Below are 16736 nucleotides of genomic sequence, written 5' to 3' on the forward strand. Positions count from 1 at the left end.
AGCATTGGGGCCGCACGTCCCAATCCCTCCCTTCGGCAACCTCAAAGGATAGAAAAATGAAAGGTTCCCGTCCCGAACAAGCGGTTCTGACCCGCGACACGGACATGAGCAAGACGGAAGACACGCGCCGCGTGATCGAAACGATGGTTGATGGTCTGAATGATCACCGCATTGATGACATCGGTGAATTCTTCGCCCAAGGTTTTCGCTGGATGGGCAATCAGGGCTGCGGCACCAAGACCGGCCTGCAGGAATTTCAGGATAACTGGCAGCGCCCGTTTCAAGCCGCGTTTTCGGATAAGGTCTGCGTTGACGAAGCGCGCCTTTACATGGGTGAATGGGCCGCCGCCTTCGGCCGCCAGGAAGCCACGCATTCCGGCGAATTTCTGGGCATTGCCCCCACAGGCAAGCGTGTCGAAATCAGGTACATGGACTTCTGGAAAGTGGTCGACGGCAAAATTGTCGACAACTGGGTGAATGTCGACTTTGCCCACGTTGCGGCTCAGCTGGGCGTGGACCTGTTCAACGGCGAAGGCTGGGAAGCATTTGACCGCGGCGAGAAGACTCCGCCACGGCCGGAAAACTGAGGATTGGAAAGATGGCAATCGAGTATCTTAAACGCGGCAAATCCGATGCGGATCGGGCGGAAGATGATGCCAAGACCCGCGCCGTGGTTGAAGCGACGCTGAAAGACATCGAAACCCGTGGGGATGCCGCGGTGCGCGAGTTGAGTGAGAAGTTCGACAACTACTCACCTGCCTCGTTCCGCCTGAGCCAGCAGGAAATTGATGACCTGATCGGGCAATTGTCCGATCGTGAGCTGGCCGATATCAAATTCGCGCAGGAACAGGTACGCAACTTTGCGCAGGCGCAGCGGGATTCAATGCTGGACATCGAGGTCGAAACCCTGCCCGGTGTCATTCTGGGGCATAAGAACATCCCGGTGCAATCCGTGGGTTGCTATGTTCCGGGCGGCAAATTCCCGATGGTCGCCTCGGCGCATATGTCGGTGGCGACCGCTTCGGTCGCCGGTGTTCCGCGCATCATCGCCTGCACGCCCCCGTTTCAGGGCAAACCCAATGCAGCGGTAATTGCCGCCATGCACTTGGGTGGCGCGCATGAGATCTATGTCATGGGCGGCATTCAGGCCATCGGGGCCATGGCATTGGGCACCGAAACAATCGATCCAGTTCACATGCTTGTTGGCCCCGGCAACGCCTTTGTCGCGGAAGCCAAACGTCAGTTGTTCGGTCGTGTCGGGATCGATCTTTTTGCAGGGCCGACCGAAACGATGGTCATTGCCGACGAGACCGCCGCAGATGCGGAGCTGTGCGCAACCGATCTGCTGGGGCAGGCCGAGCATGGATACAACAGCCCCTGCGTTCTGCTGACCAACTCACGCAATCTGGCCAATGACACCCTGGCCGAGGTCGACCGGCTGCTGGGCATCCTTCCAACCGCGGATACCGCGAAGGTGTCGTGGGACGAATATGGTGAGGTGATCGTTTGCGACACTTATGATGAGATGTTGCAGGTTGCCGATGACATCGCCTCGGAACATGTACAGGTGATGACCGACCGAGACGACTGGTTCCTTGAAAACATGACCTGCTATGGGGCGTTGTTCCTTGGGCCGCGCACCAATGTTTCGAACGGGGACAAGGTGATTGGCACAAACCACACGCTGCCCACCAAAAAAGCCGGACGTTACACGGGTGGTCTTTGGGTTGGTAAATACCTGAAGACGCACAGCTATCAAAAAGTTCTGACGGATGAGGCCGCGACGCTGATCGGCGAGTATGGCTCGCGCCTGTGCATGCTTGAAGGGTTCGTTGGCCACGCGGAACAATGCAACGTTCGTGTGCGCCGATATGGCGGAATCAATGTTCCCTACGGTGCGCCCGCCCCTTACCGGGACGCTGCTGAATGAGTGACAAACACACACATCACAAGGCCCTGGTCGAACCGCTCAGGGCTGCGATGTACGATTTCGATGAGGCCGGCGTACGCCGGGCTTTGGCGGAGGTCACGTCACCGGATGCCGTGTTCCGTCTGTGTCATCCCTTTGGGGACAGCGTCGGCAGTGATGCGTTCTATGACACTGGCTACAAAGACTTACTGGCGGCCTGGCCCGATCTTGAACGACGGGATTACATCGTCATGGCCGGCCCGGATGAGTTCGGCGCAGATTGGGTCGGGTGTGGTGGGTATTACACCGGTGTTTTTACCGGCCCCTGGCTGGACATCCCACCGACGGGTCATCAAGTCACGATGCGGTTTCATGAATTTTACCGCTTCGAAAACGGCAAGATCGTCGAGATGCAGGCCCTTTGGGACATCCCCGAAGTCATGATGCAGGCGAGTGCCTGGCCGATGGCGCCAAGTCTGGGCCGTGAATGGCATGTCCCCGGCCCTGCCACCCAGGACGGGTTTGTCCCCGGCCCTTATGATGAAGCCAAGGGCAAACAGACCTGCCAGCATATCATCGACATGCTGGAGCATCTCAAGAAACACCCGTCCCAAGGCGGCCCCGAAGTGATGGAGATGGAACGGTTCTGGCACCCGCGCATGAACTGGTACGGCCCTTCGGGCATCGGCACCGGGCGCGGGTACGCGGGGTTCCGAAATTGGCATCAGATCCCGTTCCTGAACGGTATGCCGGATCGCGGGCAGTTCGTGGACGACATAACCTATCACTTCTTCGGTGACGGGGAATATGCGGCCGTGACGGGCTGGCCCAACATGATCCAGACCGTCACAGACGATGGTTGGATGGGCATCGCTCCGTCAGGCAAGAAGATCACCATGCGCAGCCTCGATTTCTGGCGTTTGGAAAACGGCAGGATCCGGGAAAACTGGGTGCTGGTTGATTTGCTGGATGCCTACCGGCAGCTTGGCGTTGACGTCTTTGCCCGCCTGCGGGAGTTCAACAAGGCCCGCAATTTGGGCCGCATTGAAATACCGGATGGAATGAGCTGATGACGGAATTGCCACGCACCCCTTCGTTTTCCCTGAACGGAAAATCCGCCCTCGTTACCGGGGCCTCCTCGGGTATCGGGCAGGGGTGCGCGGTAGCGCTGGCCGAGGCGGGTGCACATGTAGTTTGTGCGGCCAGAGGGGCGGATCGGTTGAACGACACCGTCTCCGCCTTGCGAAATCACGGTTGGTCGGCCGAAGCGCTTGTGATGGATCAGGGTGATCTGGATGCCCTGAAACAGCATTTCGATCACCGCACCTTCGATATCGTGGTGAATTCGGCGGGCGTGGCGCGCCACAGCGCGGCCATAGAGACAACACCCGATGACTTCGATGTTGTCACCAACGTCAATTTGCGTTCGGCCTACTTCTTATCGGCCTACGCCGCCCGCGCTTTGATCAAGGCAGGAAAGCCGGGATCGATCATCCACATCTCCAGCCAGATGGGGCATGTCGGCGGTGTCGACCGGGCGCTTTATTGTGCGACCAAACATGGGCTTGAGGGCATGGTCAAATCCATGGCCATCGAATGGGGCAAACAGGGCATTCGGATCAACACTGTCTGCCCGACTTTCATCAGAACCCCCCTGACCCAATCCACTTTCGACAATCCTGAACGCGCGGCTTGGATCATGGAAAAGATCAAGTTGGATCGGGTCGGAGAGGTCGAAGACATCATGGGGGCGGTGCGTTATCTCGCGTCAGACGCCTCTGCACTGGTTACCGGCACGTCAATGCTTATCGACGGGGGTTGGACAGCAGATTGATGGCGGAAAAAGTAACATCTCTGCAGGTCGCTCAACTGGCTGGTGTCAGCCAGTCCGCCGTCAGCCGCGTATTCACGCCCGGCGCGTCCGTCAGCAAAAAGACCGAAGAGAAGGTGCGCAAAGCCGCTGCTGAACTGGGCTATCGTCCAAACGTTCTGGCCCGCGCCATGGTGTCCGGGAAAAGCCGGATTATCGGTTTGGTGGTGGGCTACCTGGATAACTATTTTTATCCGGAAGCGCTCGAGAAGCTGTCCAACGCCCTTCAGGAGCAAGGCTATCACGTGCTGATCTTCATGGCCTCACGATCGGCCGGGAACATCGACGATGTGATGGAAGAGATTCTTGATTATCAGGTGGATGGCGTCATCCTGGCCTCGGTGCCCATGTCGTCGGATATCGCCATGCGCTGCCAACAGGCCGGGGTGCCGGTGGTGCTGTTCAACCGCAGCCAGGACATCGAGGGCATCACCACGGTCACGTCCGACAACTATGCCGGGGGCCGCAAAGTCGCGGAATTTCTGTTAGCCGGTGGGCACCAACGGATTGCCTATATCGCAGGTTGGCAAGGGGCCTCGACGCAGCGGGACCGCGAAGCCGGGTATCGCGCCGCACTGGCCGAGGCCGGGCAGGAATTGTTTGCCCACGAAGTAGGTGAGTTTCACACGGAAAACGCCCGTACAGCAGCCCGTCGGATGTTCGATGTCGCCCCCGAACGACGGCCGGATGCCGTATTTGTGGCCAATGATCACATGGCATTGGCGGCGATGGATGTGATCCGTTTTGAACTTGGCCTGCGCGTCCCCGAGGATGTCTCGGTCGTGGGCTATGATGACGTGCCGCCGGCCGGTTGGCCGGCTTACAATTTGACGACGATCCGGCAGCGGGCCAACCTTATGGTGGCCGAAACCGTTGCCGCCCTTTTCGAACATATCGACACCCCGGCGAAAGCCGAACCGCGCAAAGTGGCCATTGATGGACCATTGGTTGTGCGGACCTCGGCCCGATTGCCAAAGGGGTGGGCCCCACAAAGGACAGAGACATGAAAGGCTTCGATCCGAAATTCCGGGATTTTCCGGACTACATCATCGGCATCACCAAGGAGATTTGGGAAGACCGGGGAATCGCCACGCTGCACGAATATTACAGCGATGACATCGTCGTCCGTTCGCCTGGTTCGGTTGTTTTGGGCAATCAGAATGTCATTGGGGCCACAATGGCAACGCTGGCCGAGTTTCCGGATCGGCAGCTGCTGGGCGAAGACGTGATTTGGTCCGGCACACCGGAAGAGGGCATGCTGAGCTCTCATCGGATCATTTCAACGGCCACGCATTTGGCCGAGGGTGTCTATGGCAAGCCCACCGGGACGAAGCTGCGTTACCGGATTCTTGCGGATTGCCACGCCATAGACAATCAGATCAACGATGAATGGCTGATCCGCGATCAGGGCGCGATTGTGCGCCAGATGGGCTGGGATCCCAAGGAATACGCCGCTGATCTGATTGCCCGGGAAGGCGGCAAAGAGAACTGCGTCAAGCCTCTGACGCCCGAAATAGATCAGCCTGGACCGTACAAAGGCCATGGGAATGACAATGAATGGGGGCAGCGCTACGCCGACATTCTTACACGGATCATGAACGCAGATATGGGCGTGATCGGTTCAGAATATGACCGCGCTGTTCAGTCAGAATATGTGGGTGGCGTAACAGGGCATGGCTGGCAGGCCATCGACCGCTTCTGGATGGGGCTGCGGGCGAGTTTTCCGAATGCGGAATTCAAGATCGAGCATCAGATCGGGCGAGATGACCCCGATATGCCTCCGCGTGCGGCAATTCGCTGGAGCCTTTGGGGCAAGCATGACGGCTGGGGCGTGTTTGGCGCGCCGACTGGTGCGCAGGTTTATGTCCTCGGGATCAGCCACGCTGAATTCGGCGCGCTTATTACAGGGCAGCCGCAGTTGCGCCGTGAATACACCCTGTTCGATGAAACCTCGGTCTGGAAGCAGATCCTGTTGCAGAACGGCGAGGTCTGAGTGGGCCGCCCGGTCTCATATCGCATCCTGTCGGGCGGTCTGTCCGAGTCCCGGACCGTTCGGCTTTTCCATATGTACCGTCAAAGCCTGAGGGCGCGGCGACTGAACCTGCGCCCACCCGGAAAGTAAGGGCCTGTCCTGCTTGGACACACGAGCTTTCTTTCCAAAACGCAAAATCGGATCGTACGTCATGACAAAATCATCCATCCCTTCCCGCATAGTCCGCTATGGCGAGCTTCAACCCTGTAAAACCGCTTTTATCGATGCCCATACTCCCGGCAGCGATCAGAAAGAGAACTTCACGATAATCGGCGGCGGCGTCTCGGAATCTCCGGACCAGCATGTCCACATCACGGACAAGATCGGTTTCAACATCGGAGCGGCCGGGCAGCCGCCGAAATGCCGCAACTCACTGCACAGCCACACCACGGCCGAGGTCTTTTTCGTTGCCAAGGGTCGTTGGCGGTTTTTCTGGGGCCGCTATGGTACGGCCGGGGAATTCATCGCCGAGGAAGGAGACATCTTCAACATTCCAACGGGTATTTTCCGGGGCTTTGAGAATGTCGGCCAGGATTACGGAATGATCATGTCGATCCTGGGCGGAGACGATGCGGGTGGCGGCGTCACCTGGGCGCCTCAGGTGATCGAAGATGCACAGGCACATGGTCTGATGCTGGGCGACAATGGCGTTCTGTACGACTCCAAACTGGGCCAGGAACTGCCGCACAATGTCCGCCCGATGCCTTTGCTGACCGAAGAACAGCTGAAAAGCTATCCCGAAGTTCCTGTCGAAGATGTGGTCGGCAAATACGTTGCGCGGTATTGGGATCTGATGGCGTTGTCGGCCAAAAAGCCCGCAAAGGTGATTGGCGAAAACGCGTTGATCAAGGACAAACCCGGATTCGAGGTCGATTTTCTGGGGCGCGGGTCCGCAGTGACCCAACCGATCGCTGCCAAGAAACCAGTGGTTCTGATGCCGGCCAGCGGTCACTGGCGTGTTTCGATTGACGGGTACGAGACTACGATCTCGGTGGGCGACACGACCTTGGTTCTTCCCGGCGAAACCTATGGCGTTCAGCCATCTATGACCGGACAGGCGGGCCTGTACCGCATCACCGCAACCGATGACCCGGCAGGAGCGACCTGGACAGGATGAACGCGGACCCGAATGACACCCACGCCGTTTATGAACGGCAGGCGAGCGAATATGACAGGCGCCGTTCCAAGGCCCTGTTCGAAGCGCGCTGGTTGGCGCGCTTCACGGCCAGCCTGAAGCCGGGTGACCGCGTATTGGACCTGGGCTGTGGTTCGGGCGACCCGATTGCCCGTTGGTTCATGGCCGAAGGGTTTGACGTCACGGGTATCGATTTTTCCGACGCCATGCTTGCCATTGCCCGCGACCGTTGGCCCGATGGCGACTGGCGCAACGCGGATATGCGGAGTTTTGAACTGGATCAACAGTTCGACGGCATCATTGCCTGGAACAGCTTTTTCCACCTTACAGCGGACGAGCAGAAAGACTGTATCGCCCGGATGGCGCGCCATTTGCGGCCCAAGGGAATGCTCATGCTGACCGTCGGACCTCGTGCCGGAGAGGTCAGCGGCACGGTGGGATCAGAGCTTGTCTACCACGCGTCGCTGTCCCCGGCCGGTTACGCCGGATGTCTTGAGAAAAACGGGCTGCAAATGACCGGATACCTGGCCGAAGATCCAGAAGCCCAAAGCCACACGATCCTGATGGCACGAAAAATTTAAGGAGGTCCCCATGACCGTAAAAACAACACATGTTGGTTCTCTGCCCCGAACGCAGGACGTCGTGGATTTTATTTTTGCCCGCGAAAACGGCGAACCTTATGACACAGGCGCCTTTGATACCTGCATGGCCAACGCCGTGGCCGAAACGGTGCGCAAACAGGTCGAAGCCGGTGTTGATATCGTCAGCGACGGCGAAACTTCGAAAATCTCCTATGCGACCTATGTCAAGGATCGCTACACCGGGTTTTCGGGCGACAGCCCTCGTAACGCGCCGGCAGACTTGAAAATGTTCCCCGGCTTTCTGCAAAGACTGGCCGATGACGGCGGTACGCCACAATACGCAAGGCCGATGTGCACGGGTGAGGTGCGATCAAAGGGGCAAGGCGAGTTGCAAAAGGACATCGCCAACCTCAAGGCGGCCATGGCTCGACACGGGGCCGAGCGCGGCTTCATGAATGCCGCGTCTCCCGGAGTGATCTCGTTGTTTTTGCAGAATGATTTCTACCCTACGCGAGAGGCCTATCTGGCAGCGTTGGCCGATGCGATGAAGGACGAATACGAAACCATCGTCGCCGCCGGGTTGGACCTGCAACTGGATTGCCCCGACCTTGCCCTGTCGCGCCACATGCTGTTCACCGACCTGTCGGATGAGGCGTTCATCAAGATTGCCGACATGCATGTCGAGGCCCTGAACCACGCGCTTCAGAACGTCCCGCAGGATCGGGTACGGGTACATATTTGCTGGGGCAACTACGAAGGCCCGCATTGCTGTGACATCGCCATGGACAAGGTCTTCAGTACCTTGATGGCGACCAAGTCGCGCTATGTCCTGTTCGAAACGTCCAATCCGCGGCATGCCCATGAATGGACTGTTTTCCGGGACCGCAAGGCCGAGATTCCCGATGACAAGGTTCTGGTGCCCGGCGTGGTCGACACCACGACCAATTTCGTCGAACATCCCGAACTTGTGGCCCAACGGATTGACCGGTTCACGGAAATCGTGGGACCCGACCGGGTGATTGCGGGCAGCGATTGCGGCTTTGGCACTTTTGCAGGATTCGGTGCCGTCGATCCCCAGATCGCCTATGCCAAGCTGGCGGCGTTGTCCGAAGGGGCAAAGCTGGCTTCGGCATGAAACCTCTGATCTTGTTGCCGGGCATGATGTGTGATGCCCGGCTTTTTGGCCCTCAGATCAATGCTCTGTCGGGCAAAATGCCCGTGATGACCTTTCCGTTGTCTCATCACGACAGCATAGAGGCCATGGCCCAGGATATCCTCGGGAATGCGCCGCCGGTCTTCGCGCTGGCCGGGCTGTCCATGGGGGGTATCGTGGCGATGGAGGTCACGCGCCAAGCCCCCGAACGTGTTTCGCGTCTGGCCTTGCTTGACACCAATCCACTGGCGGAAAAGCCAGAGGTAAAAGCGCGTCGTACGCCGCAGATGTCCGTCGTGCGCAACGGTCAGCTGAGGACCGTGATGCGTGACGAGATGAAGCCCGGTTATCTGGCTGACGGACCGAACCGGGGGGCGATCCTGGATCTGTGCATGGCAATGGCCACCGACCTGGGCCCGGACGTTTTCATACGTCAGTCCAAGGCGCTTATGAACCGACCGGACCAAAGCGAGACGCTGACGGCTTATACCGGAAAGGCTCTGGTCTTGTGCGGACGTGAAGACCGGCTTTGCCCAGTTGAACGCCACCGACTTATGCATGACCTGCTGCCACGAAGCGCGCTTGAGATCATCGGCGACGCGGGCCATCTCCCGACATTGGAACAACCTGAAAAAACAACAGCGGCGCTGTCCCGCTGGCTGGAGGACACATGACACCGTCCCTTTTGTCTTTGCTTCGCAAAGTCGATACGCCAACTGTCTGCAATGCCATCGAGGTGGCACAGGGCAGGCGCGGGTTCGACAGGTTCACGCGTGGCACCATGCTAAGCTCGGCCCCCGAAGGGCCTGCCATAGTCGGCTATGCGCGCACCGCCAAAATTGCTGCGGTCAATCCCCCGACCGAGCCGCCCGACATCATCAAAGCCCGACGCATGGCCTATTACAAGTACATGGCCGAGGCACCCGCCCCTTCAATCGCCGTGATCGAGGATCTGGATTATCCCGATTGCATCGGCGCTTATTGGGGTGAGATCAATACGACGGTTCACAAGGGTTTCGGCATGTCTGGCGCTCTGACCAACGGTGTCATGCGGGATCTCGGGGATTTGCCCCAAGGGTTCCCGGTTGTCGCTGGTTCCATCGGCCCGAGCCATGGATTCGTCCACGTCCGCGAGATTGACACTCAGGTTTCGATTTTTGGTCTGACAGTTGAGCCCGGTGATCTGGTTCACGCCGATCGTCATGGCGCATTGGTCATACCGAATGATGTCGTTGATCAATTGGAAGGTGCAATCCAAAAGCTTTTGGCGACAGAACGTATTGTTCTGGACGCAGCCCGCGAGCCCGCGTTTGATTTCGAAGCATTCGAAACCGCCTGGGCTGCCTTTGAAAAAGCAAGGGTCTGATCACAAGGGTCGGAGACAATGAAAGCCGGCTGGGCAAAATGCACTTACAAGCCCCTTGCTCGTCAACCCAGAGCAAGACGGCCTCTGCCAACGCAATGCCCGTGACGAAGGGTACCCACATCCGTCTGTCCGGTGGCGGCGTCGCGCCGCTGCCGGTGAAGCCCGAACGCAAACCGGACCGTTTCAAACAGCAGTCCATTACACCGGAGTGTACGGGGCTTCAGATCCGTTCAGCCTCGCGTACAATCCGCGTTTCCAGACAGTTTCCCGAAAGAACAGTCAAGCCTTGTGACAAGCGACGCCCTGCGCATCCCTTCGCTGTTCTCCGATCACGTTCAGCATGGCATCTACATCTGCACGTACGGTTTGTGTTGCCGCTTCGCGCACCGGGCCAAAACCGCGGATATCCAGCGGCGCTGACAGGATTTTCAGGCAAGTTTCCGCCTCCAGCTCGGGGCTGACTTCTTCGATGCGATCCAAGACAGCCAAAAACCAGGCCAGGGTTTCGTTTTCAAGCTTGCGGTCCCTTGAAAACCGGAATGGATCAAGCCAGCCGCCCCGAAGCCTGCCTGCACGCGAAAGAAGCCTCAGAACGGGGGTCATCCAACCACCATAGCTTCGCTTGCTCGGTCGCCCGCGTGCATCCTTGCGACCGCTCAGAACCGGTGGCGCGAGGTGGTATTTGATCCGAAAATCCCCTTCGAACTCGGACCGCAATTGTTTCTCGAATTGTTGCGATGTCAGCAACCGAGCAACCTCGTATTCGTCCTTGATTGCCATGAGGCGAAACAGGGATTTTGCCGCAAGCGAAAGCGCTTCCTCGCGTATCTGGTCAGGCAGTACTGCTGACAGACGGATCAGGCGATCCCGGTACTGTTGCGCATAAGCGTCATCGTGATAGGTCGCCAATTCGTCGGACCGGTAATCGATTATCTGCTGCGCCGATTCTTGCGAGAAGCTCTTTTCCTTCGCATTCAGCATCTGTGGGTTTGCTGCGATCACCCGCCCGAGATCAAAGGCCCTTGTGTTGGCCTCGACCGCGGCTCCATTGAGCTTGATCGCCTGTTTGATCGCAACTTCACTGATCGGAATGTTCCCCAACTGCCATGCGACACCAAACAGCAAGGTATTGGCAAAGACCGAATCCCCCAGCAAATCCACGGCCAACTGGTTTGCATCCAACGCGAAGACATTTTCTTCGCCGACGGTCCGGCGTATCAGCGCTTCTCGTTCGTCGACCTTGAGCTGGGCATCGCGGTGCAAAACAAGGTCGCCTGTTGGCATTTCCGCACGGTTCAGTACAACTTTTGTGCCCTTGCGATAGTGAACCGAGGCTTTGGGCGCCGAAGACACGACCACGTCACACCCGATGACGGCGTCGGCGCTTTTGGCCTCAATTCGGACCTGATTGATTTCTTCGGGCGCGCGGGCAATGCGAACATAGCCGACAACCGTACCGAATTTCTGGGCGAACCCGGTGAAATCCAGCACGCTGGCGCCTTTGCCTTCCAAATGCGCCGCCATCGTCAGAACGGCGCCCACCGTTACGACACCGGTGCCGCCGACCCCACCGACCAAAAGATCGTACGGCGCGTGCAGGTCAGGAAGCTGCGGGTCGGGAACCTTGGCAAGAAGCGACGGGATATCCAGTTTCTGCCTGGGTTCCTTTCGCCGCACCGCCCCTTCCACGGTAATGAAACTGGGGCAAAACCCGTTCAGGCAGGAAAAGTCCTTGTTGCACGAGTTCAGGTTGACCTTTCGCTTGCGGCCCAATGGGGTTTCCAAGGGTTCGATACTCAGACAGTTGCTTTCGACAGAGCAATCGCCGCAGCCTTCGCACACCGCGGGGTTGATGAAAGCAAACCGCTTGGGGTCTTCTGTTTTTCCACGCTTGCGGCGACGGCGTTTCTCGGTGGCGCAGGTCTGCTCGTAAATCAAAACCGTAACACCTTGGATGTCACGCAGCTCACGCTGCACGGCATCCATCTCTTCCCGGGGGTGAAAGCTCGTTCGTGCCGGAAAATCGCTGGAATCGAACTTCGTTATGTCGTCTGAAACCAAGGCGATCCGGTCGACACCTTCCCCGCGACAGGTCTGGGCGATCCCGGAAACGCTGATAGGGCCATCAACAGGCTGCCCCCCCGTCATTGCCACTGCGTCATTGTACAGGATCTTGTAAGTGATGTTCGTACCCGCTGCCACGGCCTGGCGAATGGCAAGCGACCCGGAATGATACCAGGTGCCCTCGCCAAGGTTTTGAAAGATATGTTTGTTGCCATTGAATTTCGAGGCAACAACATGCGGCACACCTTCGCCCCCCATCTGCGCATAACCGACCGTGTTGCGGTTCATCCAACTTGCCATCACGTGACAGCCGATCCCTGACGCAGCCATGCTTCCATCCGGGACTTTGGTGGATGTGTTGTGGGGACAACCTGAGCAAAAATACGGAGCCCTGACCGCACCCGGAACATTCAGAACGGATGGCGGTTCGTCCGTCAGCGCCTTCGCCTTTTCCAGAAATCCCTCTTCCGGAAAAAAACGGTCGAGTCGCTCTGCAACGACCGGAATCAGGTTCAACGGGCTCAACTCTCCGGTCCAGGGAATCAACGGATCACCCGCTGCGCGGTGTTTTCCGACCATCTTTTCGGGTTTGTCCCCCGGCCAGTCATAGAAATATTCCTTGAACTGGCTTTCGATGATCCCGCGTTTTTCCTCGACGACCAGCACCTCTTTTTTGCCACGGACGAAAGACAACGCATCGCGCCGCGCCAAAGGCCAAACCATCCCCACCTTGTAGATGTCGATGCCCAAACGGCGGCATCCGTTTTCGTCAAGCCCCAGAAGACGCAGCACTTCCATCAGGTCCAGATGGCTTTTGCCCGTTGTGACAATCCCGAATGGGGCATCCTTGATGTCATAGATGCGCCGGTCGATCGGGTTCGCCTCGACAAAAGCCTCGACTGCCCGCAACTTGTGTTCGATCCGCGTCTCGATGGCCGGGCTTGGCAAATCGGCGCTGCGCACGTGCAAGCCGCCCGGCGGCAGATCTATTTCCGGCAAGGTAAATTTTCGGTCCGGCTTCAACTGCACGGATTGCCCGCTTTCCACGGTTTCCGAAATCGCCTTGAACCCGACCCAGGTGCCCGAGTATCGGCTCAGCGCGATCCCGTATTCGCCGAACTCCAGGTATTCAGCCACGTTGGCCGGGTTCAGCGTTGGCATGAACCAGGTCATGAAGGCGACGTCGGACTGATGCGGCATTGAAGAAGACACGCAGCCATGATCGTCACCCGCGACAACCAGAACCCCGCCCTTCGGCGACGAGCCATAGGCATTGCCATGGCGCAACGCATCCCCTGAACGGTCAACTCCGGGGCCCTTCCCGTACCACATCGAAAACACGCCCTCGACTTCACAATCGGGATCAAGCGAGGCCTGCTGGGCACCAAGAACCGCTGTGGCGCCGAGGTCTTCGTTTACGGCCGGCATGAATGTGATCCTGGCCGCCTCGGTTTCCTCTTTCGCTCGCCACAGCTCCAGATCCAAACCACCAAGAGGAGACCCCCGATATCCGGAAATGAACCCGGCCGTGTTGTTTCCCGCTGCTGCGTCCCTGCGGGCCTGGTCCAACATGATGCGAACCAGAGCTTGCGTTCCCGTCAGGAAAACACGACCCTCTGAGGCTTTGTATCGGTCCGACAGGGCGTAAGTATCGAATTTCAGGGACTGGTCAGTCATGGATACCTCGCCTTTTCTGGGTATTTTACCGGAATCCTTTGAGGAATCTGTTCTAGCTTCCCGCTATTTCCGGATATTTTTGAAAAATCCTCTCTTCTTTTGTCGCGTTATGGGGTATTTTTCTCGAATGCTTCTCGACTCACGTGACTGCCAACTTCTCGCGCTGCTTCAAAAGGATTGCCGCATCTCAAATGCTGACCTTGCAGAACGGGTGGGCATGTCATCCTCTGCCTGTTGGCGTCGAATCCGCGTGTTTGAAGAGGCCGGCCTGATTTCGCAGTACCGTGCCGAATTGTCGCCTGAACACGCCGGGCTTTCGTTTCAGGCCCTGGTGCATGTTCATCTGACCCGGCACAATCCGGAACATCTTGAACGCTTCATTGCAGCGATCGAGAAGCGCCCGGAAGTTATGGAATGCTACGCAACGACCGGGCAGGCAGATTACCACATGCGGGTGATCTGCAAGGATATCGGGGCTTACAACGTTTTTCTTGAAGAATTCCTGTTTCGCCTGCCGGCGGTGGAAAGCGCGCAAACAAATGTCGTTCTGCGCGAAATCAAACGCAGTAACGCCCTGCCCATTCCTTCCTTTTGAGATCGGTTCCCCGGGTGGGACTTGCCGTCCGGTATCGGCTTTGTTGCTAAGCTTTGAACGCACCAAGCAAAAGTTCCACTCGAACATGTTCCCAAGCTACGATTTGGCCCGCCAAACTCCACGGAATTGATGTTCATAGAATTTTTCAAGGATCAGGTCTGGGAACGCCCCCAAAAACCGTCGCGCAATTCAGCTTCAAGGCAGGTAAAACGTGGTTGCCTTTTCGACCGCGACCTTTTGGATTCCGCCTTCTGCGCCGCGCTCTGGGCGGAAGCTACCATCGACGCCGAAAAGCCGCAAAACCGAATTTCGAAACTGAAGCCATTTTGTTGCTTCGCGTTTCGATCTTCCTGTTTTCTTTACCCGTGCTTGCATCGAGTCCGGCTCCTGTTCGCTGCCGTCATCAGAAGTGTAGCATCATTCCTTTGCTTTTTCAGATTTTTATCACAGAACCTTCCGGCTATTTCGCAATTTCGTCGATCAGCCGCGTCTCGAGAAGCTGGCCATTCTGGTACAGCACCGGGTAAGCAATAGATGCGATATGGCTGTTGAACTCCCGGAACGCCCGCAACGTCTCAAGATGAATATCACTGGTTTCGAAGCTTTCCCGTGACCCGTGCTGCAATCGGCGCAGATGTCGTTTTCGGCTTTCACGTTCCACCCGTTTGATTTCGGTCTTCTCAAGGCTCAGCAGGCGCGCGCTTTCCAGATCGTCTGAAATAAGCACGTTTGATGCCAGCTTCATGTTGGCCAGAATACCCTCGTGCATCTGAACAAGTTCCGACCAGCCTTCCTGCGAGAAGCTCGAGCCTTTGGCTCGCATTTCACCCGCCAACACGGTCAAGCGCTTGGCTACGACATCACCGGCCGTCTCCAGCCGGATTGCGAATTCCATCAAGTCGCGTGCGGATTTTTCGTCCTTTTTATCATATACATCCGGCGGAATCGCCGAAACGAATGCCCTGATCCCGGACAGGCAATTGTTCACGTCCTCGTCGATGGCTTGTACCGCTCGAATCTGTTGTTTGTCGCCACTGCGATACAATTCCAGGCAAGGCCGGAACATGGTTTCGACAAGGTCGCTCATCCGCAGCAGCTCACGCTTGAGGCTTGGCAGGGCCTGGCTGGGATTTGCCACGTTGCCTATGTCCAATGCGCTGGCGGGTCGTGCCGGTTGCGGAACCAGTTCCTTCTTCTGATCCGGCAAAAATCTTTCGAACAGAACTTTCAATCTCCCGCAAAATGGCAAGGCCAGAAGCAGCAGTGACAGGTTGAACAAAACATGCACATTGACCAGCATCTGCCCGCCTTGCGGGTCTCCTAACAACCCGGTCCGCAAAGCCATGTTGGCGGCAAACAAACTCACCAAAGCCCAACTGCCACGCAATGCCAGGTTGGCATATGGAATGCGCCGGGCCTGGACTGGCATGGCACGGGTGAGCCAGACCGGAATGAAGGCAGAGCCGAAATTCGCGCCAAACACCAAAGACATCCCGGCGGCGAACGGGATCGCTCCGATCTGCACAAGGGTGACACACATGAGGATGGCCGCCACCGAAGAATGCATGATGAAAGCCAAGGCGCCCCCGACCAGAAACGCGGTGATATAGTCGCGCGCCAGATAATCCGCCACCGCGGGCAGAAACGCGCTGTCCCGAATGGGATCCATCGCCTCGCGAAGGAACCGAAGCGAGATCAGGATAAAGGCCACGCCCATCAGGATGCGCCCCATTTGCCGGGTTTTTTTGGCGTCGGTCTTTACGAACAGATACCCCCCAACCGCCAACAGCATCGGAACAAGCCAGTCCAGCCGGAACGAAAGAATCTGGATGATCAGCGCCGACCCCAGATCGCCGCCAAGTACAATCGCAAGGCCGGCAGGAAAACTGAGCATTCCACTGGCCGCAAACCCCGAGGTCAACAGAGCAACGGCCGCCGAGCTTTGCAGCACGACCGCCATCGTCAACCCAACCACCGAGGCCTGAAGGTAGCTGCGTTGTTGGGTCATTACCCGCTGGAACGACGCCCCATAGCTGCGCTCGATCCCGGTTCGCACCATACGAACCGCGTAAAGCAGCAGCATCGTCGCCCCAGCAAGGCTGATAAGGAAGCTGACAATTGCCATACTCTACCCCGTTATTCTTTTTGGCCCAGCTTGTCGCGGCGCATTGTATTATTCATGTTACCGGCCGCGATTGGGAAGGGATACATCCCATTTTTGGCCTACAAGGCGTAAACTCCTGTGAGCTTCACCGCAAGCACTTGACCGCGCTTTGACGGAACATCCGTCACCTATGAACTTGGCCAAGGGCGCCCGGAAGGGCGCGGCCCCTGATCCTCTATTGTGACACGAG

At 57.7% G+C, this 16736-nt stretch carries 14 protein-coding genes; 12 read left to right on the forward strand and 2 right to left on the reverse strand.

Annotated features, from left to right (window positions below; all coding sequences use genetic code 11):
• Positions 1-56 precede the first annotated feature (56 nt).
• From GS612_RS12155 to GS612_RS12205, 11 genes are all read left to right on the forward strand, one after another.
• Positions 57-587, forward strand: coding sequence for an ester cyclase (locus GS612_RS12155; RefSeq protein WP_171118397.1), 531 nt, complete (start codon positions 57-59; stop codon positions 585-587).
• 11 nt (positions 588-598) lie between these two features.
• Positions 599-1930: a histidinol dehydrogenase gene (gene hisD / locus GS612_RS12160; protein WP_171170235.1), complete on the forward strand. Its 1332-nt coding sequence runs from the start codon at positions 599-601 to the stop codon at positions 1928-1930.
• Positions 1927-2979 (forward strand): ester cyclase, encoded by a 1053-nt coding sequence (locus GS612_RS12165; RefSeq protein ID WP_171640639.1) that lies wholly within the window; start codon positions 1927-1929, stop codon positions 2977-2979. Before hisD ends, GS612_RS12165 begins: the two co-directional genes overlap by 4 nt.
• Positions 2979-3743 carry an SDR family NAD(P)-dependent oxidoreductase gene (locus GS612_RS12170; RefSeq protein WP_171640641.1) on the forward strand — a complete coding sequence of 255 codons (765 nt, stop codon included), beginning with the start codon at positions 2979-2981 and terminating at the stop codon, positions 3741-3743. Before GS612_RS12165 ends, GS612_RS12170 begins: the two co-directional genes overlap by 1 nt.
• Entirely contained in the window at positions 3743-4786 is a 1044-nt protein-coding gene (locus tag GS612_RS12175; protein WP_216597841.1) for a LacI family DNA-binding transcriptional regulator, read from the forward strand. Before GS612_RS12170 ends, GS612_RS12175 begins: the two co-directional genes overlap by 1 nt.
• A complete protein-coding gene (locus GS612_RS12180) occupies positions 4783-5772 on the forward strand; it encodes an ester cyclase (RefSeq protein WP_171640643.1) in 990 nt (329 codons plus the stop codon). The genes GS612_RS12175 and GS612_RS12180 overlap by 4 nt, the downstream gene beginning before the upstream one ends.
• A 190-nt stretch (positions 5773-5962) precedes the next feature.
• Positions 5963-6928, forward strand: a complete 966-nt coding sequence (locus tag GS612_RS12185) for a cupin (RefSeq protein ID WP_171640645.1) — start codon at positions 5963-5965, stop codon at positions 6926-6928.
• Entirely contained in the window at positions 6925-7527 is a 603-nt protein-coding gene (locus GS612_RS12190; protein WP_171232356.1) for a trans-aconitate 2-methyltransferase, read from the forward strand. Before GS612_RS12185 ends, GS612_RS12190 begins: the two co-directional genes overlap by 4 nt.
• Before the next feature lie 10 nt (positions 7528-7537).
• Positions 7538-8662 (forward strand): cobalamin-independent methionine synthase II family protein, encoded by a 1125-nt coding sequence (locus GS612_RS12195; RefSeq protein WP_171118384.1) that lies wholly within the window; start codon positions 7538-7540, stop codon positions 8660-8662.
• Positions 8659-9354, forward strand: a complete 696-nt coding sequence (locus GS612_RS12200; protein ID WP_171640647.1) for an alpha/beta fold hydrolase — start codon at positions 8659-8661, stop codon at positions 9352-9354. Before GS612_RS12195 ends, GS612_RS12200 begins: the two co-directional genes overlap by 4 nt.
• Complete coding sequence (locus GS612_RS12205) at positions 9351-10046, forward strand: RraA family protein (RefSeq protein WP_171640649.1); 696 nt, start codon at positions 9351-9353, stop codon at positions 10044-10046. The genes GS612_RS12200 and GS612_RS12205 overlap by 4 nt, the downstream gene beginning before the upstream one ends.
• 279 nt (positions 10047-10325) lie before the next feature.
• On the opposite strand, the gene GS612_RS12210 is transcribed toward GS612_RS12205, so the two are convergent.
• Positions 10326-13787, reverse strand: a complete 3462-nt coding sequence (locus tag GS612_RS12210) for an indolepyruvate ferredoxin oxidoreductase family protein (protein WP_171640651.1) — start codon at positions 13785-13787, stop codon at positions 10326-10328.
• Between the two features lie 127 nt (positions 13788-13914).
• Between GS612_RS12210 and GS612_RS12215 the strand changes: the two genes are divergently transcribed.
• The gene (locus GS612_RS12215) at positions 13915-14382 is read left to right on the forward strand and encodes an Lrp/AsnC family transcriptional regulator (RefSeq protein WP_171641016.1); all 468 of its coding nucleotides are present in this window, start codon (positions 13915-13917) and stop codon (positions 14380-14382) included.
• A gap of 460 nt (positions 14383-14842) precedes the next feature.
• Here the strand turns inward: GS612_RS12215 and GS612_RS12220 are convergent, their stop codons facing one another.
• Positions 14843-16507, reverse strand: a complete 1665-nt coding sequence (locus GS612_RS12220) for a Na/Pi cotransporter family protein (RefSeq protein ID WP_171232360.1) — start codon at positions 16505-16507, stop codon at positions 14843-14845.
• Positions 16508-16736: the final 229 nt, after the last annotated feature.

Origin of the sequence: Ruegeria sp. HKCCD6157 (assembly GCF_013110685.1) — a bacterium.
In the GTDB taxonomy this organism is placed as follows: Bacteria; Pseudomonadota; Alphaproteobacteria; order Rhodobacterales; family Rhodobacteraceae; genus Ruegeria.